The organism is Streptomyces sp. NPDC086080, from assembly GCF_044540255.1.
Taxonomy (GTDB): Bacteria; Actinomycetota; Actinomycetes; order Streptomycetales; family Streptomycetaceae; genus Streptomyces.
This window is the reverse complement of the sequence record NZ_JBITRU010000009.1, coordinates 210,653-231,614: the sequence shown is the minus strand read 5'-3', so window position 1 is coordinate 231,614 and position 20,962 is coordinate 210,653. Positions and strand designations below refer to the sequence as shown.

16 protein-coding genes are annotated in these 20,962 nt (G+C 73.9%); 5 read left to right on the top strand and 11 right to left on the bottom strand.

The features are described from left to right. The first annotated feature begins 20 nt into the window (after positions 1–20). Together ACIF9R_RS14590 and fdhF are read left to right on the top strand one after the other, a co-directional pair. Positions 21–1,706: an NAD(P)H-dependent oxidoreductase subunit E gene (locus tag ACIF9R_RS14590; RefSeq protein WP_399979071.1), complete on the top strand. Its 1,686-nt coding sequence runs from the start codon at positions 21–23 to the stop codon at positions 1,704–1,706. Next, a complete protein-coding gene (gene fdhF / locus ACIF9R_RS14585) occupies positions 1,703–4,384 on the top strand; it encodes a formate dehydrogenase subunit alpha (protein ID WP_399979069.1) in 2,682 nt (893 codons plus the stop codon). Before ACIF9R_RS14590 ends, fdhF begins: the two co-directional genes overlap by 4 nt. A 153-nt stretch (positions 4,385–4,537) precedes the next feature. Here the strand turns inward: fdhF and ACIF9R_RS14580 are convergent, their stop codons facing one another. From ACIF9R_RS14580 to ACIF9R_RS14560, 5 genes are all read right to left on the bottom strand, one after another. Continuing rightward, positions 4,538–5,413, bottom strand: a complete 876-nt coding sequence (locus ACIF9R_RS14580) for a pyridoxamine 5'-phosphate oxidase family protein (RefSeq protein WP_399979066.1) — start codon at positions 5,411–5,413, stop codon at positions 4,538–4,540. Positions 5,414–5,553: 140 nt separating this feature from the next. Continuing rightward, entirely contained in the window at positions 5,554–6,021 is a 468-nt protein-coding gene (locus ACIF9R_RS14575) for an Hsp20/alpha crystallin family protein (protein WP_399979064.1), read from the bottom strand. Positions 6,022–6,150: 129 nt separating this feature from the next. Then, on the bottom strand, positions 6,151–6,429 hold the full coding sequence (locus ACIF9R_RS14570) for a DUF1876 domain-containing protein (protein WP_399979061.1): 279 nt from the start codon (positions 6,427–6,429) through the stop codon (positions 6,151–6,153). A gap of 11 nt (positions 6,430–6,440) precedes the next feature. Beyond that, positions 6,441–7,832: a nicotinate phosphoribosyltransferase gene (locus tag ACIF9R_RS14565; RefSeq protein WP_399979058.1), complete on the bottom strand. Its 1,392-nt coding sequence runs from the start codon at positions 7,830–7,832 to the stop codon at positions 6,441–6,443. 390 nt (positions 7,833–8,222) lie between these two features. Beyond that, entirely contained in the window at positions 8,223–9,050 is an 828-nt protein-coding gene (locus ACIF9R_RS14560) for a universal stress protein (RefSeq protein ID WP_399979055.1), read from the bottom strand. Positions 9,051–9,234: 184 nt separating this feature from the next. Between ACIF9R_RS14560 and ACIF9R_RS14555 the strand changes: the two genes are divergently transcribed. Then, positions 9,235–10,116 (top strand): universal stress protein, encoded by an 882-nt coding sequence (locus ACIF9R_RS14555; protein ID WP_399979052.1) that lies wholly within the window; start codon positions 9,235–9,237, stop codon positions 10,114–10,116. Between the two features lie 103 nt (positions 10,117–10,219). Continuing rightward, positions 10,220–11,701 carry an AAA family ATPase gene (locus ACIF9R_RS14550; RefSeq protein ID WP_399979117.1) on the top strand — a complete coding sequence of 494 codons (1,482 nt, stop codon included), beginning with the start codon at positions 10,220–10,222 and terminating at the stop codon, positions 11,699–11,701. 111 nt (positions 11,702–11,812) lie between these two features. Here ACIF9R_RS14550 and ACIF9R_RS14545 read toward each other — a convergent pair whose 3' ends face one another. From ACIF9R_RS14545 to acsA, 5 genes are all read right to left on the bottom strand, one after another. Beyond that, complete coding sequence (locus ACIF9R_RS14545; RefSeq protein WP_399979050.1) at positions 11,813–12,058, bottom strand: acyl carrier protein; 246 nt, start codon at positions 12,056–12,058, stop codon at positions 11,813–11,815. Next, positions 12,055–13,470, bottom strand: coding sequence for a 2-oxo acid dehydrogenase subunit E2 (locus tag ACIF9R_RS14540; RefSeq protein ID WP_399979047.1), 1,416 nt, complete (start codon positions 13,468–13,470; stop codon positions 12,055–12,057). The genes ACIF9R_RS14545 and ACIF9R_RS14540 overlap by 4 nt, the downstream gene beginning before the upstream one ends. A 2-nt stretch (positions 13,471–13,472) precedes the next feature. Continuing rightward, positions 13,473–14,420, bottom strand: coding sequence for an alpha-ketoacid dehydrogenase subunit beta (locus ACIF9R_RS14535; RefSeq protein ID WP_399979114.1), 948 nt, complete (start codon positions 14,418–14,420; stop codon positions 13,473–13,475). Between the two features lie 61 nt (positions 14,421–14,481). Beyond that, positions 14,482–15,570 carry a pyruvate dehydrogenase (acetyl-transferring) E1 component subunit alpha gene (gene pdhA, locus ACIF9R_RS14530; RefSeq protein ID WP_399979044.1) on the bottom strand — a complete coding sequence of 363 codons (1,089 nt, stop codon included), beginning with the start codon at positions 15,568–15,570 and terminating at the stop codon, positions 14,482–14,484. Next, positions 15,567–17,357, bottom strand: coding sequence for an acetate--CoA ligase (gene acsA / locus ACIF9R_RS14525; RefSeq protein ID WP_399979041.1), 1,791 nt, complete (start codon positions 17,355–17,357; stop codon positions 15,567–15,569). The genes pdhA and acsA overlap by 4 nt, the downstream gene beginning before the upstream one ends. Positions 17,358–17,609: 252 nt before the next feature. Here acsA and ACIF9R_RS14520 point away from each other — a divergent pair, with 252 nt between their 5' ends. Further along, entirely contained in the window at positions 17,610–18,482 is an 873-nt protein-coding gene (locus ACIF9R_RS14520) for a universal stress protein (protein ID WP_399979111.1), read from the top strand. A gap of 31 nt (positions 18,483–18,513) precedes the next feature. Here ACIF9R_RS14520 and ACIF9R_RS14515 read toward each other — a convergent pair whose 3' ends face one another. Further along, positions 18,514–20,874 carry a heavy metal translocating P-type ATPase gene (locus tag ACIF9R_RS14515; RefSeq protein ID WP_399979039.1) on the bottom strand — a complete coding sequence of 787 codons (2,361 nt, stop codon included), beginning with the start codon at positions 20,872–20,874 and terminating at the stop codon, positions 18,514–18,516. Positions 20,875–20,962 lie beyond the last annotated feature (88 nt).

Here is a 20,962-nt window from a genome sequence, read left to right as displayed (position 1 = left end):
ACTGCCGCCACGATGAAGGCATGGCTGTCCCACGCCCCACCGGCCGTTTCGACGCTCTCCGCGCCCTTTCACAACGGCGCGGGAAAGCCGGCGGGCGGCTCGTCGAGCGTCTGGCCCACGCCAGGGAGGGCTCGGCGGCCGGCCCCGGGAGCTGGGCCCCGGCGGTCGCCGCCGGACTGGGCCTCCCCGCGGCCGCCGCACTCGGACCGGCCGCCTACTACGCGGATCTCATCGCCCCGCACGGCCGTCGCCATGTGCGGGTCTGCTCCGCGACGGCGTGCTTCGCCGCGCAGGCGGGACGGCACATCACCCAGGTGGAGCAGGAACTGGATGTCACCGTGGGCACCGTCTCATCCGACGGCGGGACATCGCTGCAGGCCGTCCGCTGTCTGGGGTACTGCTACGCCGGCCCCGCCGCGCTCGACGGGGCCACGCCCTGCACCGGGCCCGCGCTCGCCGATCAGCTGACCGGGCGCGCGTCACCGTCCGCTCCGCGGATCCCGGTGTCCGACGACACCGGCGACCCCGTCCTGCTGGCAGGAGTGGTCGCCGGTGAGCCGGCGTGGCAGGTGTGGCCCGGGATCGTGAGGTCGGGCGACCCCGACCGGATCCAGCGGGAGGTGGCCGCCTCCGGGCTGCGCGGACGTGGGGGAGCGGGCTTCCGGGTCGCGGCGAAGTGGGAGGCGGCCGGGCGGGCGCCCGGCACCGTGGTCGTGGCCAACGGGGACGAGGGGGACCCGGGGTCGTACGCCGACCGGCTGCTGATGGAGGACGACCCGCGGCGGGTGCTGGAGGGACTGGCGCTGGCCTGTTTCGCCTGCGGCGCCCGCCGGGGCGTGGTGCTGGTCCGCTCGGAGTATCCGAGGGCGCGGGCACGGATGCGGGAGGCGGTCGGGGAAGCCTACGCCGACGGGCACTTCGGTCCCTCCGTGCACGGTACGGACACCGCCCTGGACGTCGAGGTGGTCGAGGGCGCCGGATCGTACGTGGCGGGTGAGGAGACCGCGCTCATCGCGAGCCTGGAAGGGGACAGGGGCTGCGCCCGGCCCCGCCCGCCGTACCCGACCACGCGCGGCCTGTGGGACGCGCCGACCGTGGTGAACAATGTGGAGACCCTCGCGGCCGTCCCCTGGATCGTGGCCCGGGGCGGCGACGCCTATGCCCGGCGCGGGACGCCGGAGGAGACCGGCACGAAACTGGTCTGCCTCTCGGAGCGGTTCGCCCGGCCGGGGGTGTACGAGGTCGAGCTGGGTACCTCGCTGCTGCGGATCGTCACCGAGCTGGGCGGCGGCCTGAAGGACGGCGGTGAGCCGGCGGCCCTCCAGGTGGGCGGTCCCCTCGGCGGCTTCCTCGCCCCCGGTGAACTCGACGTACCGCTCACCACGGCCGGCCTGGCCGCCCGCGGCGCCGCACTGGGTCATGCCGGACTGGTCGCCTTCGATCAGCACACGGCGCCACGGGACGTGCTCCGGCATGTGTGGGAGTTCGCGGCGGAGGAGAGCTGTGGCGCCTGCTCCCCCTGCCGGGTGGGCTCGCGCCGCGGACGGGAACTGGCCGACGCCGGCACCGGACCCGGCGACGAGTGGAAGCGGCTCGCTCACGTCCTCGCCGAGGCGAGCCTGTGCGCGTTCGGGCGGCGCATCCCGCCCGCCGTACACAGCCTCGCCCGCGTCTACGGCGACCGACTGGCGGGATGGGAGCCATGACCGGAGTCGAGATCCGGGTCGACGGCACGGGTGTCACTGTGCCCGAGGGAGCGTCCCTCCTCACGGCGGTGCGGGCGGCCGGCGTCGAACTGCCCTCGCTGTGCTTCGACGAGCGGACCGGCCCGGCCGGGTCCTGCCGTACCTGCCTCGTGAGCGCCGGCGGGCGGACCGTCGCGGCCTGTGTGACCCCGGCCGGCCCCGGTGTGCACGTCGAGACCGGCACCGACGGGCTCCGCCGGCTGCGCCGGGAGGCGGTGGAGGTCATCGTCTCGGCACTGCCGCCCCGCGCCCTCGCCGAGGACAACCCCAGTGAACTCGCCGAACTCTGCCGGGCGTCGGGTATCGGCCCCGGCACGGCGCGGGGCGCCGGAGGCCGGGGCGGGGACGACTCCCACCCCTACGTCCATCTGGACCGGGACCTGTGCATCGCCTGCGGCCGGTGCGTCCGCATGTGCGCGGAGGTGCAGGGCACCTTCGCCCTGACCCTGGTCGGCCGGGGCGCCGACACGGTGGTCGCGCCCGGTACCGGCGGGCCCTGGGCCGAGTCCGACTGTGTGGCGTGCGGCGGCTGTGTCGACACCTGCCCCACCGGCGCGCTCACCGAACCCGGCCCGGCACGCGGGCTGACCTCCGCCCGCCGGCCGTCGGCGACCCGCACGACCTGCGGATACTGCGGTGTCGGCTGCACCCTGGACGTCGTCACCACGGGCGGCGAGGTCACGGCCGTACTCCCGGCCCGCGACGGCCCGGTCAATCAGGGGCACGCCTGCGTCAAAGGCCGCTTCGCGCACGGTTACCTGACCTCCCCCGAACGGCTCACCCGGCCGCTCCTGCGGCGTGACGGCCGCCTGGAGCCCGTCGGCTGGGACGAGGCGCTCGGCCATGTCGCCCGCGGGCTGCGCGCGGCCGTCGCGGAAGGCGGCCCGGACGCCGTGGCGGCGATCTCCTCGGCCCGTGCCACCAATGAGGAGAACTACCTCGTCCAGAAGTTCATGCGGACCGTCATCGGCACGAACAACGTCGACAACTGCTCCCGCCTGTGCCACTCCCCGTCCGCGGCCGGACTGACCGCCTCCTTCGGCCTGTCCGGCGGCACCGACAGCTTCGACGACGTCGAACGGTCCGACTGCCTGCTGGTGGTGGGGGCCAACCCGGTCGAGGCCCACCCGGTGGTCGGGGCGCGGCTGCTGCGGAGCGTGCTGCGCGGGGCCGGGCTGGTGGTCGTCGATCCGCGCGCCGTGGGCCTCGCCGCGCACGCCGATGTGCATCTGCGGCCCCGCCCCGGCACCAATGTGGCGCTGTTCCACGGACTCGCCCACGTGCTGCTCGCCGAAGGACTCGTCGACGAGGCGTTCCTGCGCGAGCGGGCCACCGGCCTTGGCCGGCTCACCGAACTGCTGGCCGACTACCCGCCCGACCGGGTCGCGGACCTCACCGGCGTGCCCGCCGACGGCCTGATCGCCGCGGCACGGCTGTACGGGGAGGCCCGACGCCCCGCGATCGTCTACGGCCTGGGGGTGACCGAGCACCTGCACGGCACCGACGGGGTGCGGTCCCTGGCCAACCTGGCGATCCTGTGCGGCGCCGTCGGCACCGACCGCGGGTACGGGGTCAATCCGCTGCGTGGTCAGAACAACGTCCAGGGTGCCTCCGACATGGGCGCGCTGCCCGATCTCCTGCCCGGTTACGGCAAGGTGCTCGACCCGGTGGCGCGGGCCCGCGCCGAGGCGGTGTGGGGCGTCCCGGTTCCCGGCCGGCCCGGTCTGCGCATCCCGGACATGTTCGCCGCCGCGCGGGCGGGGGAGCTGCGGGCGCTGTGGGTCATCGGGGAGGACGTGTGCGCCACCGATCCCGACGCCGACCAGGTGGCCGCGGCCCTGCGGGCGTGCCCCCTGGTCGTGTGCAGCGAACTGTTCCTGTCCGAGACCGCCCGCCGCGCCGACGTGGTGCTGCCCGTCACGTCCTGGCTGGAGAAGGACGGCACCTTCGTCAACTTCGACCGCCGGTTCCAGCGGGTGCGCCCCGCCGTGCCCCCGCCGGCGGAGGCACGCAGCGACTTCGATGTCGTGCACGCCGTCGCGGCGGCCATGGGCGCCGACCTCGGCTGCCCCACACCGGCGGCCGCCCTCGCCGAGTGCGGCCGTCTCGCCCCCGTCTTCGCCGGGCTGTCCCACGACCGGCTGGACCGGCAGGGCGCTGTTCCGTGGCCCTGCCCGGAGCCCGGTCGCCCCGGCGAGGCGAAGCTCTACCGGGACCGGTTCGCCACCGCCGACGGCCGCGCCCACCTGGCCGCGGCTCCCTATCTGCCGCCCGGCGAACACCCCGACGACGACTACCCGCTCGTCCTGGTCACCGGCCGGCGCTGGGCGCACTACAACTCCGGCAGCATGACCCGGCACGGCGCGAACCTCGATCTCGACCCCGTCGATGGGCTCGACCTGCACCCCGGCGACGCCCTCCGGTACGCCGTGCGCGACGGGGAGCCGGTCACCGTGGAGAGCCGCCACGGCAGCGCCCGTCTCATCGCCCGTGTCGGCGAGCAGACCACGCCCGGCCAGGTCTTCTGTTCCTTCCACTTCCCCGCGAGCGGGGTCAACCGCCTCACCTCCGGCCATGCGGACACCGTCACGTCCTGCCCCGAGTACAAGGTCACGGCGGTCCGCGTGGCCGGCTCGTGACGGGGAGGAAGCCGGACGCGCCGGGACTCCCCTGCGGACGCCGGGGAACGGCCACCGCGGAGCGAGGGCCCGGGCACTCAGGACACCTCCGCGATCCGGACCCCGCCGACCGGAGGTGTTCACCCACCCGTTCGCCGTCGGAGGACTGCGTGCTCACCGCCCGGCCGTGGTGATGCGGCGTCCCGTGAGCTGGGTGGGCCGGATCGACATCCACATCTCGCGTTCGCCTCCGGCCCACGGAGTGGTGTGGGCGTGTGCGGTCAGGCGTCGTACGTCGTCGGGTTCGGTGACCGCCTGCGCGGGGCCGACGGCGAGAACGCTCCACCCCTGGCTCATGGCCTCGTCCAGGTGGTCGACCTCGAAGGCGATCTCCGTGCCGGCGGCGGCCGCGGGTACGGAGCCGGGAGCGGTCCGGAAGGCGATGGCGTCGTCGACGACCTCGTAGTTGACCGGCACCACCGCGGGGCCCTCGGGCGTGGCGACCGCGATGCGTCCGACACCGTGTGTGGAGAGCAGGGTCCGGCACTCGTCGGGCCCGAGGTCCCGCAGGTGGGGGTGCAGCAGTGCCATGCCCTGGCCGGGCGGCAGGTCGGCACCACCACCGCGTAGTGCCTGGACGTCGGTGTGCAGGGCCGCGGCCAGCCGGACGAGGGTGGCCAGGTTGGGGTCGCCGGGACGCTCTTCGAGGTAGGCGAGGTAGTCCGGTGCCATCCGGGCGCGGCGGGCCGTCTCCTCCCGGGTCAGTCCCTGCCGTTCGCGTTCGGCGGCGATCCGGCGGCCGATGTCGCCGGGGTTGGGCCGGTGGCCGGGCGAGGGCGCGCCGGTATCGGTTCCGGGTTCGTGTCCGAGGTGCTTGACGTGGGCGTCGGGGCCGGGGAAGACGAGTGTCACGTCCTGCGTGTCCGACCAGCGCACGTCGTAGGGGGGTGTGCCGTCGTCGTGGTGCAGTCCGACGATTTCGCCGTCGCGCCGCGGGACGCCGGTCGCCGGACTCTCGACGACGAGTTGATCGCCCAGGTGAGCGTGCATGGTGGCCGCCCTTTCCTCAGGTACCGAAGGTACCGATGTGCGATTCCCCCTGACGTGACCGGCGAAGGACCGCCGGGTGACGGAAGGGGCGGGCACCGGCCCGTGCCGCCGCACGGCACGCCGGCCGGTCCCGCCTCCTCTCAGCCGGTGATCTCGACGCGGTGCGGCTTGGCCTCCTCGGCCTTGGGGACGCGCACGGTGAGGACTCCGTCCGCCAGCTCCGCGGTGATGTGCTCGGTGTCGACGTTCGGAGGCAGACTCGTGCGGTAGTCGAACTGCCCGACGTGCCGGGTCTGCCTGCGGAGCACGCCCGTGCGTTCCCTCTCCTTGATCTCGCCGTGGATGTCGAGCTCGCCGTCCGAGATCTCCACGGTGATCCGGTCCTTGTCGACACCGGGGAGCTCCAGCTCCATCAGGTAGGCGTCCTCGGTGTCCTCCACATCGGCCAACGGCGCCCACGCCTCGGCCCCGCCCTCGGGGAAACCCCTGCCGGGGAAGGGGAAGGTGGAGTGCATCAGCTGATCCATCCGGGTGCGCAGATCCTCGAGCTCCCGGAGCGGGTCCCATCCGGAGAGCGGACCCCTGCTGCGGTGTGCGGGAAGTGTCATCGGTCGTTCCTCCTCGGTGTCTGATCCGCGGCGGTGCTTGCGGCCGCGGAGACGGATCCGCCGCTCACCGGTCCGGGCTCTGCCCGGACGAGCGCCGGATCCAGGTGGTCCGCCGGGCGCGGAGTGCGCTCACACCGGCCACCCGACGGCCGGATCCGGCCGGGGCGCGCCGATGCCCTCGACGTCGCGCTCGGCGATGTCCAGCAGTTGCCGGCTCAGATCCCGCATGGCCCGGCCCGCCGCCAGTTCGTCACCGATCTCCGGCACATCCGGGTCGGCCGGGTTCCGGCGTGCGGTGCCGTGCCCGGTGAGCACCGTGGTCCCGGTGTCGATCGTCGCGCGGGCCTTCGTGGTTCCCTCCTCTTCGAAGAGGTAGAGGCGGGTCTTCCATTCCATGGTGTGCGACATCGCTGTCCTCCTCAGCTCGGGACGGAGCGGTAGTGCCTCGCGCGGGTTCGCCCCGGCCTCCCGCGCCCCGCGGCCGCGGCCGCTGTCCGCTCGGTGATACGGCTCCGGACCCGTTCGGTGAGCTCGCCGAGCCGCTCGGAGGGCGTCGCCCGCGGTGCTACGGGGGCACGGATCCGCCGGGCGGCCGCCGGCAGTCCGGCCAGGTCGGCGGCGAACCTCTCCCGGCACGCGCCGAGCGTGGACCTGTCGCCGGTGCGCTGTCCGTTCCGCATCACCGTCTCCAGCAGCGGTTCGCCGTCGGGCGGTGGCCGTTCGTCGGCGAGAGCGATCACGTCGACGCAACCGGGCCGCCGGAACACCTGCTTCCGCCCAGGTGCCGTCACCTTCGCCGAGGACAGTTTCATGACCGGACGCCCGTCGTACTCCACCATTTTGTAGGCCGAGTCCAGATACGGCGCGTCGGCCGAGACGCCGACGCGTGTGCCGACCGCGTAGACGTCGATCGGTGCCCCGGAGCGGACCAGGTCGTCCACGGCGTACTCGTCGAGACCGCCGCTGACGGTGACACGGACATCGGGCAGGCCCGCCTCGTCGAGCAGGGCCCTGGCGCGCACCGCCAGGGCCCCCAGATCGCCGCTGTCCAGACGCACGGCGCAGCCCGGTCCCCGGTTCAGGTCCCGCAGCACACCTGCCGCGACGCGGACGCCCTCCTCGGTGTCATAGGTGTCGACCAGGAAGGTCACGGGGCCGGGGTGGGACCGGGCGAACGCGCGGAACGCCTCCTCCTCGTCCGCGAACGCCTCCACGAACGAATGGGCCATCGTGCCGACGGCGGGGATGTCCAGGGCGGTGGCGGCGGCCACGTTGCTGGTCCCCGCGAATCCCGTCATCGCGCCGAGCCGCGCGGCCTCGAAGCCGGCCTGCGGACCGTGGGTCCTGCGCAGCGAGAAGTCCACGACCGGATGCCCCGCCGCCCCGAGCACACAGCGAGCGGCTTTCGAGGCGATCATCGTCTGATGGCTCAGCAGGTTGAGCACGTACGTCTCGGCCAGCTGGGCCTGCGGAAGCGGGGCGGTGACCTCGAGCAAGGGCTCTCCCGCAAGGACGATCCGCCCCTCCGGCACGGCTCGCACACTGCCGGTGAACCGCAGTCCGAGCAGGGGCTCCACATCCCGTCGCGGGCGGTGGAGCGCGGTGGCGAAGGCGTCGACGTCCTCCGGGCCCACCCGCAGGCCGGACAGGTAGTCCAGGGCCGACTCCAGCCCCGCCGCGACCAGGAAGCCGCGTTCGGACGGCAGATCACGGACGAACAGGCTGAAGGTCGCCGGAGCGGCCATCCCCTCGCGCACATAGGACAGGGCCATGGTCACTTCGTACAGATCGGTGGTCGTCGCCTCGGACATCAGCGCCACCTCCTCCATCCCGCCCGGCGTCCCGCCGCGCGTACGGCCTGCGGTCGAGCACGTGGCGGACGCCTGCCCGCTTCGGCAGGACCTCGGCCGTCACACCGGTCACCGTCATACCTCCGGCGAACCGGCCGCTTGCCGGGCGGCGCTTCGTCAGCGGCCGGCCGGTGACCGTTCCCGGTCCCCCGGACGGGGGGCAGCGGGCCGGACGCGTACGGTGAACCCCGGGTACCCATCTCGGGCCTCCAGCACCAAGCGCTGGTCGCTTCGCCTACCACCACCGTCGAACGGCGGCGGGCTCCGGTCACTGGGCCGAAGGTCCCTGAGGGGCGGTCCTTCGGGCTCAGGTGCCGGCTCCTGGCGCGGCCCTCCCGGGCCGCGCGCCGTTCACGTCCGCGGTACGACCATCACCGGGCACGGTGCGTGATGCAGCAACACGTGGTTGATCACGCCGAGTTGCAGACCGGGGCGGCCACGCCGTTCGCCGGCGCCGACGAGCAGCAGATCCGCTTCCGCCGCTGCCTCCAGCAACGCCTGCCGCGCGGGCCCCTCGACCACCCGCCGCGTCACGGTGGTGCCCGGGTACCGCTTCGCGGGGCCGCGCAGGGCGTCGTCGAGCACCTGCGCGGGCGGGCGGCGGTGGGCTTCCAGCGCGTACCACGACCCGGGAGGAGGTTCGGGGAGCGCGCCGGGCGGTGCGCTCCAGGCGTGGACGGCCAGGAGCTCGCACCGCCGCACATGAGCCTCACGAAAGGCGTACTCCACGGCCGTGTCGCTCTCCTCACCGTCCTCCACTCCCACCACGATCCTTCCGAACCGGCCGGACCGGTGCTCCCGCGAGCCGCGCACGACGACGACCGGGCAGTCCGCCCGCGCCGCCACGGCGAGACCGACCGAGCCCAGCAGCAGTCCGGTGAGCCCGCCGCGCCCCCTGGTTCCGACCACCAGCGCGAAAGCCTTCCGTCCCGCACGGAGCAGGGCCGACACCGCGTCGTCGCGCGGTACCTCGGTCGACAGCCGCAGGCCGGCGGCGCCGTCCTCGGCGCGCTCCGAGGCCGTGGTGATCGGACCGGACGCGTCCTGACCCGGGGCCGCCGCGTGCACCAGGTGCAGCGGCACCGCGTGCAGGACCGCCTCGCGGGCGGCCCAGTCCACCGCGTCCAGGCTCGGCGCCGAGCCGTCGACCCCCACGACCAGGGGCATCGTTGCAGCCATCTCTGATCCCTTTGCTCGACCTCACCCTTCGCGTCCCGGCCGGCGTCGGGTCCGCGTGCACCGCCGATGGGTTTGCGGTAACTCTCGAATAAGCGGTGGCAGGCACCGTGTGGTGTTCCGCGCCTCCTGAAAAGAGGTCTGTCCGGTCACCTTTCCAGGTTCTTACGATAGGGAGACAGGCGCCATGGAGCCAGTGATCACCGTGGGGCTCGACGGCTCACCCGAGAGTCTCGCCGCCGCCCGATGGGCCGCGGACGAGGCCGAGCACCGCATGTGCACACTGCGCCTGCTGCACGCGTGGCCCATGCTCGCGCCGGAACCGACCGAGGTCCCCTCCGAGATCGACCAGAACTACTGGGCCAAGCGGCTGGTGCACAACGCGCAGTCGGAACTGCGGACGCTCCATCCGGGTCTCGCCGTCGTCGGCAGTCTGGTGGCGGACGAGGCCCAGGACGCGTTGCTGCAGGCGGCGTCGGAGTCCTCCATGACGGTACTCGGCTCGCGCGGGCTGGAACGCGTCGAGAGCTACTTCCTGGGCGACATCAGCATGTCGGTCGCGGCGCATGCCGAGCGGCCGGTCGTCCTGGTCCGTGCCGGGGCCCGGGGGGACGCCGGCGTCCCCCCGGCCGCACCCGAGGGGCCGGGCGACGTCGTGGTCGCGCTGAAGCTGCACGGCCCCTGCGACGACCTGCTCGAGTTCGCCTTCACCTCGGCGGCGGCTCGGAACGTGGCGCTGCGGGCCGTCCACGGACAGAGCCTGCCCGTCCACGCCCACGTTCCCTGGGGGGTGGACCACGAGGTCGGCGACGAGATCGCGCAGGACGCGCGGACGCAACTGGAGCGGGTGCTCCATCCATGGCGCGAGAAGTACCCGGGGGTGGAGGTGGCCGACAGCGTCGGTCTGGAGAGCCCCGCACGGGCGGTCGTGCGGGCCGCCGGGGGCGCCGGGCTGCTGGTCGTCGGCCGGCGCAGGCACCACCGTGTTCCGGCACCTCGGCTGGGACCCGTCGCCCAGGCCGCCCTCCACCACGCACACTGCCCCGTCGCGGTCGTCCCCCATGACTGAGCCGGACGACCGGAGGGAAGCGATGACAGCCGGGCACGGGAGCGACGCCTCCGTGCTCCGTTCGGGCTCCGCCCCCGACGGTGTCACGTTTCCGCGCGCGGAGCTGCACGAGACGCACACCGCGATCGTGCTCCTCTTCGGTGATCTGGCCTACAAGATCAAGAAGCCGGTCGATCTGACGTTCCTGGACTACACCACGGTGGCGGCCCGCCGGGCCGCCTGCGAACAGGAGGTCGCCCTCAACCGCCGCTTCGCCCCGGACATCTACCTGGGGGTGGGGGAGACGAAGCTCCCCCATACGGACGAGGCGGAACCGCTCGTCGTGATGCGCCGCATGCCGGCGGAGCGCCGGCTGTCCCGGCTGGTGCGCGAGGGCGCACCCGTCGAGGATGCTCTGCGGTCCGTGGCCAGACAGCTTGCCGCCCGCCACGCGGACGCGCCCCGCAGCCCGGACGTGGACGTCCAGGGCAGCCGCGACGCACTGCTGTCGAGGTGGGAAGCGAGCTTCGCGCAGGTCCGCGCCCTGGCCGGCGAGGTTCCCCTGCCCGACGGCGTGGAGGAGGCCGCGCGGCTGGTGCGCCGTTACCTCACCGGCCGCGAGCAGCTGTTCGACGCGAGGATCCGGGAGGGACGGATCGTCGACGGTCACGGTGACCTGCTGGCCGAGGACGTCTTCTGCCTCGACGACGGCCCCCGCATCCTGGACTGCCTGGAGTTCGACGACCGGCTCCGCCATGTGGACGGCCTCGACGACGCCGCCTTCCTCGCCATGGACCTGGAACAGCTCGGTGCCCCGGAATCAGCCGCCTCCTTCCTCGCCCGGTACAGCGAGTACTCCGGCGACCCCGCGCCCCCCTCGCTGTGGCACCACTACGTGGCCTACCGGGCGTTCGTCCGCGCCAAGGTCTCCCTGATCCGTGCGCGCCAGGGCGCGCACGGAGCGGAGGCGGTGTCCCGGCGGCTCGTCGCGGCGACCCTGCGGCACCTGCGCACCTCGGCCGTCGGTCTGACCCTGGTGGGCGGGATGCCGGGCAGCGGGAAGTCCACGCTCGCCGGAGCCCTGGCCGACCGTCTGGGAGTGACCCTGCTCAGCAGCGACCGCCTCCGCAAGGAGCTGGCGGGCATCCCCGCGGAGCAGTCCGCGGCGGCCGGCTACGGCGAGGGCCTGTACACCCCGGAGTGGACGAGCCGGACGTACGCCGCCCTGCTCGAAAGGGCAGCCGTCCTGCTGTCCTCGGGGGAGTCCGTCGTCCTGGACGCCACCTGGTCCGACACGGGACAGCGCGACGCGGCCCTGCGCACGGCCGAACGCACCGGTGCGGATCTGGTGGCCCTGCACTGCCAGGTCCCCGGTGAGGTGTCGAGGGCCCGTCTCGGCTCCCGGGCCGCGGGAGCGTCGGTGTCCGACGCGGACGTCGCCGTGGCCACCGCGATGGCGGCGAAGGAGCCGCCGTGGCCCGAGGCCGTCGCGGTCGACACCGGCGGCCCCCTGGAGGCGGCGGTGGTCCAGGCACTGGCCGCCGTGCGCCCGTGGGGCACGGGCCAGGCCCCGGTCTTCCGCCGCCCCTACATGGAGCCGGACTGACGGACGGCGAGCGGTGCGGGCGGAGTTCGTCCGCGTCCCCTTCGCCGGCTCCGCCACTCGGCGTCCCGGCAGCCGGTCACTGAGTCCCCGCCGGGGCGGCGGGGACACCTCTCACGGCACATGGGCGACGAGGAAGCCGGCACTGCCGGACAGCGTGGTGAGCCGCGGGGTGTCCGCGTCGTCGATCCGCACACCAGTACGTTCGGCGAGGATCTCGATGTAGGAGAGGAAGTCCAGCGAGTCCATCTCCAGCGCGTCCCGGAACGTGTCGTCGGGACCCAGCGTGTCCAGGTCGGCGTCGGGGACGACCTGGGTGATCGCCTCCTTGACCACCTCGAGGGCGTCGGTTCGGTTCACAGTTGCTCCGGGTTCTGCAGGAAACGGTCGACCGCCGTGAGATAGCGGGCCCCGACGGCGCCGTCCGTCGCACGGTGGTCCGCCGAGAGGGTGACGGTGACGACGGGCCGCACGCCCAGCAGCCCGTCGACGGCCCACGGCCGGTCGACGACCCGCCCGAAGCCGACCAGGGCCACCTGCGGCGGATGGATGACACCGAACACGGTCTCCACACCCTGGTCGCCCAGGTTGGTGACCGTGAGGGTGGCGTCGGACACCTCGGAACCGCGCAGCCTGCCGGTGCGGGCGCGGGTGACCAGATCCTTGAGGGCGCTCATCAACGCGGGCAGATCCAGAGTGTCGGCCCCGTGCAGGACGGGGGCGATGAGCCCTCCGCCGCGCAAGGACACCGCCAGGCCGAGATGGACGCCCTCACCGGCGGTGAACCGGTCGTCGGCCCAGAAGCCGTTGAGCTCGGGCACCTCATGTGCCGCGAGGGCGGCCGCCTTGAGCAGCAGGGCCGCCGGCAGCAGCCGTCCGGACATCGGAGCGCGCCGGTTGTGGTCGTGCAGCCAGTCCATGGGGACCGTCATGTCGACGGTGGTGGACAGGTAGTAGTGCGGGATGTCCCGGTTGGCGCGGGTCATCAGCCGTGCGATCGCCGCACGCATGCCCGGCGCCCGCTCCCCGGCGGGGCGGGCGGCACGCACCGCGTCCGTGGTCCGGGGCGGGGGCGGGGGCGGGGACGCGCCGGCCTGTCCGGAGGCCGCCCGGGTCACGTCCTCGGCACGGATGGCCGCGTCCCTTCCGGTGCCGGTCACCGTGGACAGGTCGACGCCCAGCTCGGCGGCGCGCCGGCGGGCGAGGGGGGTGGCCCGGGGACGAGAGGTCCGGGCGGTGGTCGCGGCTGCCGCCGCCCGTTCGATGTCGGCCCGGGTGACCCGGCCGGCCGGGCCGGAGCCCCGGAGGGCCGCCAGATCGACGCCGTCCCGCTCCGCGAGGTGCCGGATCAAGGGGCCTGCCTCGACGGGGCCGCGATCCCGGGCCCCGGAGGCCGCCACCGGCGTGCGGGCCGGGGCGGGTTCGACGGTCGTGGCGGGCCGCGCGGGCTCGGGCGCGGGTGGACCCTGTGGTTCCTTCTGCGGCTTGTGGGGCTTGTGGGGCTTGTGGGGCTTCCGTGCTTTCGGGCGTGCTTCGGCCGCCGTCTCGATCAGCGCGAGCGGTGTGCCCACCGGTACCGTCGCGCCCGGCTCGACGAGCGGTTGTCCCATCGTCCCGTTCTCGAAGCACTCCACCTCGATCGTGGACTTCGCGGTTTCGACGACCGCGACCGGATCGCCTCTGCGCAGGGGGGCGCCGGGTTCCACCAGCCACTCCACGAGCGTGCCCTCGTCCATGTCGGCGCCGAGTGACGGCATGGTGAACTCGCCCATGGTCAGTCCACCGCCCGGTGCGCGGCGGCGACGATGTCGGCGGTCTGCGGCAGGGCGGCCTCCTCCAGCCGCCGGGCGTACGGAATGGGCACCTCGGCGCTGCACACCCGCTCGACGGGAGCGTCCAGGTCGTAGAACGACTCCTCGGCGATGCGGGCGGACACCTCGGCGGCCGGACTCCCCGTGCGCCACGCCTCGTCGACGACCACCGCACGGTGGGTACGGGCCACGGACGCGGCGATCGTCGCGCCGTCGAGCGGCCGCAGCGTGCGCAGGTCGATCACCTCGGCGTCGATGCCCTCGTCGGCCAGCAGGTGCGCCGCCGCGAGCACCTTGGGCAGCGAACCGCCGTACGTGATGAGGGAGATGTCGGTACCGGGCCTGCGGATCGCCGCGTGGTCCAGGTCCACGGAGGCGTTCGGCGGAGCGGGCTCGCCGGAGGCGTTGTAGAGGGTGCCGTGCTCGAAGATCACCACGGGGTCGGGATCGGCGAGTGCGGGGGCGAGCATGTGACGTGCGTCCTCGATCGTCGCCGGAGCGAGGACACGGATGCCCGGAATGTGCGCGTAGAAGCCTTCCAGGCTGTGCGAGTGCTGCGCCGCGAGCTGCCGTCCCGCGCCCGTCGTCATCCGGATGACCAGGGGGACGGGCAGCTGACCACCCGACATGTGCAGCAGGGTGGCGGCGTTGTTCAGGATCTGATCGAGGGCCAGCAGACTGAAGTTGACCGTCATGATCTCGACGACGGGCCGCAGGCCGGCCAGAGCGGCGCCGATGCCGGCGCCCACGAAGGCGGACTCGGAGAGCGGGGTGTCGCGCACGCGATCGGGGCCGAACTCCTCCAGCAGACCGAGGCTGACACCGAAGCAGCCGCCGTACCGGCCCACGTCCTCGCCCATGAGGAAGACCCGGTCGTCGGAGCGCATCGCCTCCTGCATGGCCTCGCGCATCGCCTCCCGGTAGGTGGTGGTCGTGGTCGTCTCCGCCGTCCGGCTGGTGCCCACGGTCGGATCACCTCCTCGGAGAACGCTCTGAAGTGACGTGGCGGAGCAGGTCCTCGACCGGCTCCTCCGGGGCCTGCTCGGCCGCTTCCACCGCGTGGTCGATCTCCTTGGCGATCTGCTGCTCGATCCGGACGAGCTCGTCGTCGTCCAGCTCGTGGTGGTCGCGCAGGTCCTCCGTCAGCCGGTCGATGGGGTCGAGGGACTTCCAGTGCTCGATCTCCGCCTTGTCGCGGTAGCGGTCCGGGTCGTACATGGAGTGGGCGCGGAACCGGTAGGTGCGCAGCTCCAGGAAGTGCGGTCCGGTGCCCGCCCGGATGCCTTCGACGGCCCGCCGTGCGGCCTGCCGTACGGCGTCGACGTCCATGCCGTCCACGGCCCAGGCGGGCATGCCGTACGAGGCGGCGCGCATCGCCAGGTCCGTCTGCGCGTGCTCCCGGGCGAGCGCCGTGCCCATGGCGTACAGGTTGTTCTCGCAGACCAGCAGGAGAGGAAGATTCCACAGGGCGGCGAGGTTCGCCGTCTCGTGGAACGCGCCCTCGGCGAAGGCCCCGTCGCCGAAGAAGCAGCAGGTGACGCGGGGCAGGCCGCGCATTCGGCCGACCAGGGCCAGTCCGGCGGCCAGGGGCAGGCCGCCGGCGACGATCGCGCTGCCGCCGTAGAAGCGGCGGTGCGCGTCGAACAAGTGCATGGACCCGCCCCGTCCGCCGCTGCATCCGGTCGCCTTCCCGTACATCTCCGCCATGACGGCCTCGGCCGTGAGGCCGCGGGCCAGTGCGTGACCGTGTTCGCGATACGTGGAGACGACCGCGTCCTCGGGCGTCAGTGCCTCGTTGACGCCGACGGCGACGGCCTCCTCACCGATGTAGAGGTGGACGAAGCCGCGGATCTTCGAGGCGCTGTACAACTCCACGCACCGTTCCTCGAAACGCCGGATGCGGAGCATGCCCTCCAGCAGGTCCGTCCGGTGCCCGGTGTCCGTCCGGCCAGCCGGCGGCGGACCGGTGCGCTCCTGCCGCTCGGCCTTCGTGGTCCTCCTGCCGGGCTTGGGGGACGCCGGGTCCTTGCGGGGACGGGCGGTGGGGCGGGCCGCGCTCATACGGATCCCTCCAGGGTCGACACGTCACCGGTGGGCAGACCGAGTTCCCGCGCACGCAGCACTCGGCGCATGACCTTGCCGCTGCGCGTCCTGGGCAGATTCTGGTCGAACGCCATCTCCCTGGGCGCGACGGCCGGGCCCAGCCGCCGGCGGGCGAAACCCAGCAGCTCACGCTCCAGACCGGCGGACGGCTCGACACCGGGGCGCAGCGACACGAAGGCCTTGACGACGTTCCCGGCCACGGAGTCCGGCCGTCCGATCACTCCGGCCTCCGCGACCGCCGGGTGCTCCATCAGCGCGCTCTCCACCTCGAACGGGCCGATCAGATGCCCCGCCGACTTGATCACGTCGTCGGCACGCCCCACGAACCAGTACCAGCCGTCCGCGTCCCGCCGCACCAGGTCGCCGGTCAGGTACCAGCCGCCGGCGAAGGCCGCGTCGTAGCGCTCCCGGTCGTGCAGATAGCCGCGGAACATCGACGGCCAGCCGGGCCACAGCGCCAGCTCCCCCTCCTCCTCGGCGCTCTCCACCTCCGTGACCCGGCCACCCGTGACCAGCGCACGGCCGTCCTCACCGGTCCTCAGCACGGTCGCCCCGACGCCGGGCAGCGGACGGCCCATGGAGCCGGGCCGTATGTCACAGGCCGCGTAGTTCGCGATCATGATGCAGCCGGTCTCCGTCTGCCACCAGTTGTCGTGCACCGGCAGACCCAGCACGTCCCGGCCCCACACCACGGCCTCCGGGTTGAGAGGCTCGCCGACGGAGGCGACGAAACGCAGCGCCGAGAGGTCGTGGGAGCGCGGCAGATCGTACGGGCCCTGACGCGGTGTCGCCCGCATGAGCATGCGCAACGCGGTGGGTGCCGTGTACCAGACGGTGACCCGCTGTTCCCCCAGGATCCGGTACCAGCGGCGGGCGTTGTAGTCGCCCTCGTCGACGACCACCGTCACACCGTGTGCCAACGGGGCGATGATGCCGTAGGACATGCCCGTGACCCAGCCGGGGTCGGCCGTGCACCAGTACATGTCGTCGGGGTGCAGGTCCAGCGCGTACGCGGCGGTGGCGTGGTGGGCGACCACCGCCTCGTGGACGTGCACGGCGCCTTTGGGGGTGCCGGTGGTGCCGCTGGTGAAGTGCAGCAGCGCCATGTCCTCGCCGGAGGTCGACGGGATGGTGAAGGTGTCCGCGGCGGCGCTCATCAGCTCCTCGTAGGAGATGGTGCCGGGCAGCTCCCCGGCACCGGGCCCGATGATCAGGACGTGCTCCAGACCGGGCAGCGCGCCCCGGCGACCGGCCACCTTCTTCCGGTACAGGGCCGCGGTGGTCACCAGCACCCGTGCCGCCCCCAGCCGCAGCCGCTGTTCCACGGGATCGGGACCGAAGGCGGAGAACAGCGGGCAGAGCACACTGGTGTTCTTCAACGTGCCCAGCACCGTCGTGAACAGCTCCGGACACCGGCCGAGCAGGGTGAACACACGGTCCCCGCGGCCCACGCCGAGCTCCCTCAGCACGTTCGCGAAGCGGGACGTGAGCCGGGCCAGCTCGGCGTAGGTCACGGCGGTGACGGTGTCGTCCCTCGCGACGCACCGCAGCGCGACCTTGTCCGCGTGAACGGAGGCCGCGTGCCGGTCCACCGCCTCGTGCGCGATGTTCAGCCCGCCGCCGGGCAGTCCGGCCAGCGCGTCGCGCGCCCGGTCCCAGGTGAAGGCCGACCGGGTCGCTTCGTAGTCGGTGAGACGGGGTGGCACGACGGGTGCGGTGTCCTTGTGGATCGTTTCCCAGCCCATAGGTGCTCCTCGCGGCGCTGCCCTTTCCAGGGTCGCGGAGCACGGCCCCGGCCGCACGTCGGCCGGGGCGCACGACCCCGGACAGGGCCGGCCGCCGCGTGCCCGGGCCTGGGAGGCCGTGCCGGGCGGCGGTGGCACGGGTGGCCCGGGCGGTCCCACGACAGCCGTGCGGAGGTCGCGGCGGGCTGCGGGCAGTGCGACGGTATGTGCAGAGGGACGCGCGAGCGGCAGGACGGAAAGGCGGTGGCGACCATGGACATCCCGCTGGTGGTGGGGGCCGACGGCTCGGATCCCGGCCTCGCGGCGCTGGACTGGGCGGTGGAGGAGGCCGCGCTGCACGGGCTGCCGCTGCGGCTGGTCCACGGCTCGCTGTGGGAACGGTACGAAGGCAGAGTGCCGTCCTTCGCACGGGAGCGCCCCGCCGGCGACGTCCTCGCCCAGCACATCGTCGCCTCCGGAGCGGAGCGCGCCCGGCTGCGCCGTCCGGAGGTCAAGGTGTCGACCGACGTGCTCCCCGAGGACCCGGTGTCCGCACTGCTGTCGGCCGGGCACGAGGCGTGGGCGCTGGTCGTGGGTTCCCGGGGGCGGGGCGAGCTGGCCGGGCTGACACTGGGATCGGTCGGGCTCGGAGTGGCCGCCCGCGCGGCCTGCCCGGTCGTCGTGGTCCGCGGTGGGGAACGGAACCGGCGGGGAGCCTTCGGACGCGTGGTGGTCGGCGTCGGTGACCTGCCCCTGTGCCTGGGGACCGTACGGTTCGCCTTCCAGGAGGCCGAGGTACGCGGCTCGACCCTGCACGCCGTGCGCGCCTGGCGCCGGCCGGCTCCCGGGCCCGAGGCCACCCGGACCGCGGACGGCGGCACGTCCGCGCACGAGGAACGCGCGTCGGCCAACCTCGACGAGGCGTTGCTCCAGGCGGTGCGGGAACACCCGGGCGTCGACGTGACCCGCACACCGGTCGAGGGCCCTCCCCGCCAGGTCCTCCTGGAGGCGTCGGCCGACGCCGACCTGATCGTCGTCGGAGCCCTGCGGCGGCGCGGCCATCCCGGCCTGCAGCTCGGCAGGGTCGCGCACGCCCTGCTGCACCACGCCGAGTGCCCGGTCGTCGTCGTTCCGCAACGGGTCTGAACCCGGGCCCGCCGAGCGGCGGACGGCGCGGTCAGGGAGCCAGCGAGAAGTAGTTCTCCTCCTCCTGGATGAAGTGCAGCCGCAGCACGGTGTGCAGGCCGTAGAGGCAGGCCCGCAGGTCGTCGAGCTGCCCGGGTTCCAGCGCGCCCTGCGCCTCGGCGAGCGCCAGGTGGGTGGCCACCCGCCCGGCCAGCCGTTCGATCTCGGCGTGGGCGCGGCTCATGGTCGCCGTCGCCTCGGGTCCGCCGAGTGTCGGTTCGAGAGCCGGGTAGAGCTCGTGTTCCTCCGCGTACTCGTGCGGCAGCAGCCGCTCGGTGAGCAGCCGGTTCACCTCACGCACCGAGTCCAGGGCCTGCCCGGTCCCGCCGGAGTCCGAGAGCCGTGCCGCGGCGTCCCGCACGGCCTGCAGCACGTCCTGCAGGTCCTCGTGCTCGGCCGCGAAACGGTGGATCAGGGCCTCGGCGGCGGGTTCGAGGGTGGGCCGGGCGCCCTGGTCCACGCGCAGGGCGCGCAGCGCGTTGAGGATGACCGCCACGTCGATGCCTTCCTGCAGCAGCGCGCCGACGGCCGGGGACAGCAGTCCCACGGCGGCCGCGCCCATGGCCGCCAGCGACAGGAGCATGCCTCCGAGGGCGCTCTGCACGGCGATACGGCGCGACCGTACGGCGATCGCCGTGGCATCGGCCAGCCGGTCCACCCGGTCCGTGGTGAGGACGATGTCGGCGGCCTCGGAGGACGCGGTGGAACCCCGTGCCCCCATGGCCACGCCGACGTCCGCGACGGCGAGCGCGGGCGCGTCGTTCACGCCGTCGCCGACCATGACGGTGACGGCACGCTCGCGCTCCGCGCGCACCGCGGCGACCTTGTCGGCCGGGGTCAGTTCGGCCCGCACGCCGTCCAGCCCCAGGACGGCCGCGATCTCGCGGGCGGGCTCGGGCCGGTCGCCGGTGAGCATCACGATCCGGTCGATGCCGGCCGTACGCAGCCGCCGCAGCGTGCGGGGCGCGTCGTGACGCAGCGGATCGCGCAGCATGACGGCCCCCACGGGGGTGGTGCCGACGGTGAGCCAGGCGACGGCGGAGCCGTCCAGCAGGGCCCGGTTCTCCGCCGCCCGCGCCCAGTCCGGGACGGGCGTTCCGGGTTCCAGACGGCCGACGGCCGTCCTGCGGCCCTCGACCACGCCGTGCGCGCCCCGCCCGGCCTCCTCCGACACATCCGTCGCCTCCGACGGTTCCAGCCCCCGCTCACGGGCCGCGTCCACGATGGCGTGCGCGAGGACGTGCGGTGAGTACTGGTCCACCGTGGCCGCCAGCCGCAGCACCTCGGCGGGCCGCCAACCGGGAGCCGCGGTCACGTCGACCACGCGCGGGCGACCGCCGGTGAGCGTGCCGGTCTTGTCGAGCAGCAGCGTGCGGGCCCGCCCCAGGCGCTCCAGCGCGCCACCGTCCCGGACCACCACGCCCAGCCGGGACGCCCGGGACAGACCGGAGACGATCGCCACCGGCGCGGCGAGCAGCAGCGGGCAGGGGGTGGCGACCACCAGCACGGCCACGGCCCGCACCGCGGAGCCGCTCAGCAGCCAGGCCAGCCCCGCGACCGCCACCGCGAGCGGCAGGAACCAGGCCGCGTAACGGTCGGCCAGCCGCACGACGGGGGCCGCCTCCGCGCCCGCCTGCCGGGCCAGCCGCACGATCCCGGCGTAGGTGCTGTCCTGCTCGGTCGCCGTGGCCTGCAGGTCGAAGGCCCCGCCCGCGTTCACGACGCCGCTGCGCACCGTCTGCCCGGGCGGCCGTTCCACCGGCGCGGACTCGCCCGTGAGCACCGACTCGTCGAGGACGGCCGCCGGACCCACCACCTCCCCGTCGACGGGGACGACCTCGCCCGCACCGACGACGAGAAGGTCCCCCACGGCGACCTCGGAGACGGGCACCCGGCGGACCTCGGCGCCGGCGCGCCGACGGGCGGTGCGGGGCGTGTGCGCGAGCAGCGCGCGCAGATCGTGGGAGGCACGCCGCTGCGCGGCGGCCTCCAGTGTGCGGCCGGTGGCCAGCATCAGACCGATCAGTGCCCCGGCGAGATACTCGCCGACGGCCAGGGTGCCGCCGAGCGCCAGAACCGCGATGAGATCCACGCCGGCGTGACCGCGCCGCAGCGCGGCCACCACCCAGCCGATCGCGGGCACGACGGCGAAGGCCGTGCCCAGCGCCCAGCACAGATCGGCGGCACCACCGTGGCCCAGCAGCCAGAGGATGCCCCCTGCCGTGAGCGCCGAGGCCGTGACCACCAGGAGGACGGGTTCGAGCCAGGACGGCCCCGCCGCTGCCGTGGCAGGGTCCGGCGCCGTCCGCGAGGCGGCCCGGCGGGTGTCGTCGGCGGGATGGGTGCGCATCATGGCATTCCTCACCGGTCAGCGGTTCACGACGGGCATCGGCCAGGGGGGACCACCGGCCGGTTCGGCCGGTTGCTTCGCCCTGTCCCAG

Bases quoted from the DNA above. Each gene is read 5' to 3' on its own strand.
- ACIF9R_RS14520 (WP_399979111.1), top strand. From the start codon at position 17,610: ATGGACATCCCGCTGGTGGTGGGGGCCGACGGCTCGGATCCCGGCCTC.
- ACIF9R_RS14590 (WP_399979071.1), top strand. From the start codon at position 21: ATGGCTGTCCCACGCCCCACCGGCCGTTTCGACGCTCTCCGCGCCCTT.
- pdhA (WP_399979044.1), bottom strand. From the start codon at position 15,570: ATGAGCGCGGCCCGCCCCACCGCCCGTCCCCGCAAGGACCCGGCGTCC.
- ACIF9R_RS14560 (WP_399979055.1), bottom strand. From the start codon at position 9,050: ATGGCTGCAACGATGCCCCTGGTCGTGGGGGTCGACGGCTCGGCGCCG.
- ACIF9R_RS14535 (WP_399979114.1), bottom strand. From the start codon at position 14,420: ATGCGCGAGGCCATGCAGGAGGCGATGCGCTCCGACGACCGGGTCTTC.
- ACIF9R_RS14515 (WP_399979039.1), bottom strand. From the start codon at position 20,874: ATGATGCGCACCCATCCCGCCGACGACACCCGCCGGGCCGCCTCGCGG.
- ACIF9R_RS14555 (WP_399979052.1), top strand. From the start codon at position 9,235: ATGGAGCCAGTGATCACCGTGGGGCTCGACGGCTCACCCGAGAGTCTC.
- ACIF9R_RS14540 (WP_399979047.1), bottom strand. From the start codon at position 13,470: ATGGGCGAGTTCACCATGCCGTCACTCGGCGCCGACATGGACGAGGGC.
- ACIF9R_RS14565 (WP_399979058.1), bottom strand. From the start codon at position 7,832: ATGTCCGAGGCGACGACCACCGATCTGTACGAAGTGACCATGGCCCTG.
- acsA (WP_399979041.1), bottom strand. From the start codon at position 17,357: ATGGGCTGGGAAACGATCCACAAGGACACCGCACCCGTCGTGCCACCC.
- fdhF (WP_399979069.1), top strand. From the start codon at position 1,703: ATGACCGGAGTCGAGATCCGGGTCGACGGCACGGGTGTCACTGTGCCC.
- ACIF9R_RS14580 (WP_399979066.1), bottom strand. From the start codon at position 5,413: ATGCACGCTCACCTGGGCGATCAACTCGTCGTCGAGAGTCCGGCGACC.
- ACIF9R_RS14575 (WP_399979064.1), bottom strand. From the start codon at position 6,021: ATGACACTTCCCGCACACCGCAGCAGGGGTCCGCTCTCCGGATGGGAC.
- ACIF9R_RS14570 (WP_399979061.1), bottom strand. From the start codon at position 6,429: ATGTCGCACACCATGGAATGGAAGACCCGCCTCTACCTCTTCGAAGAG.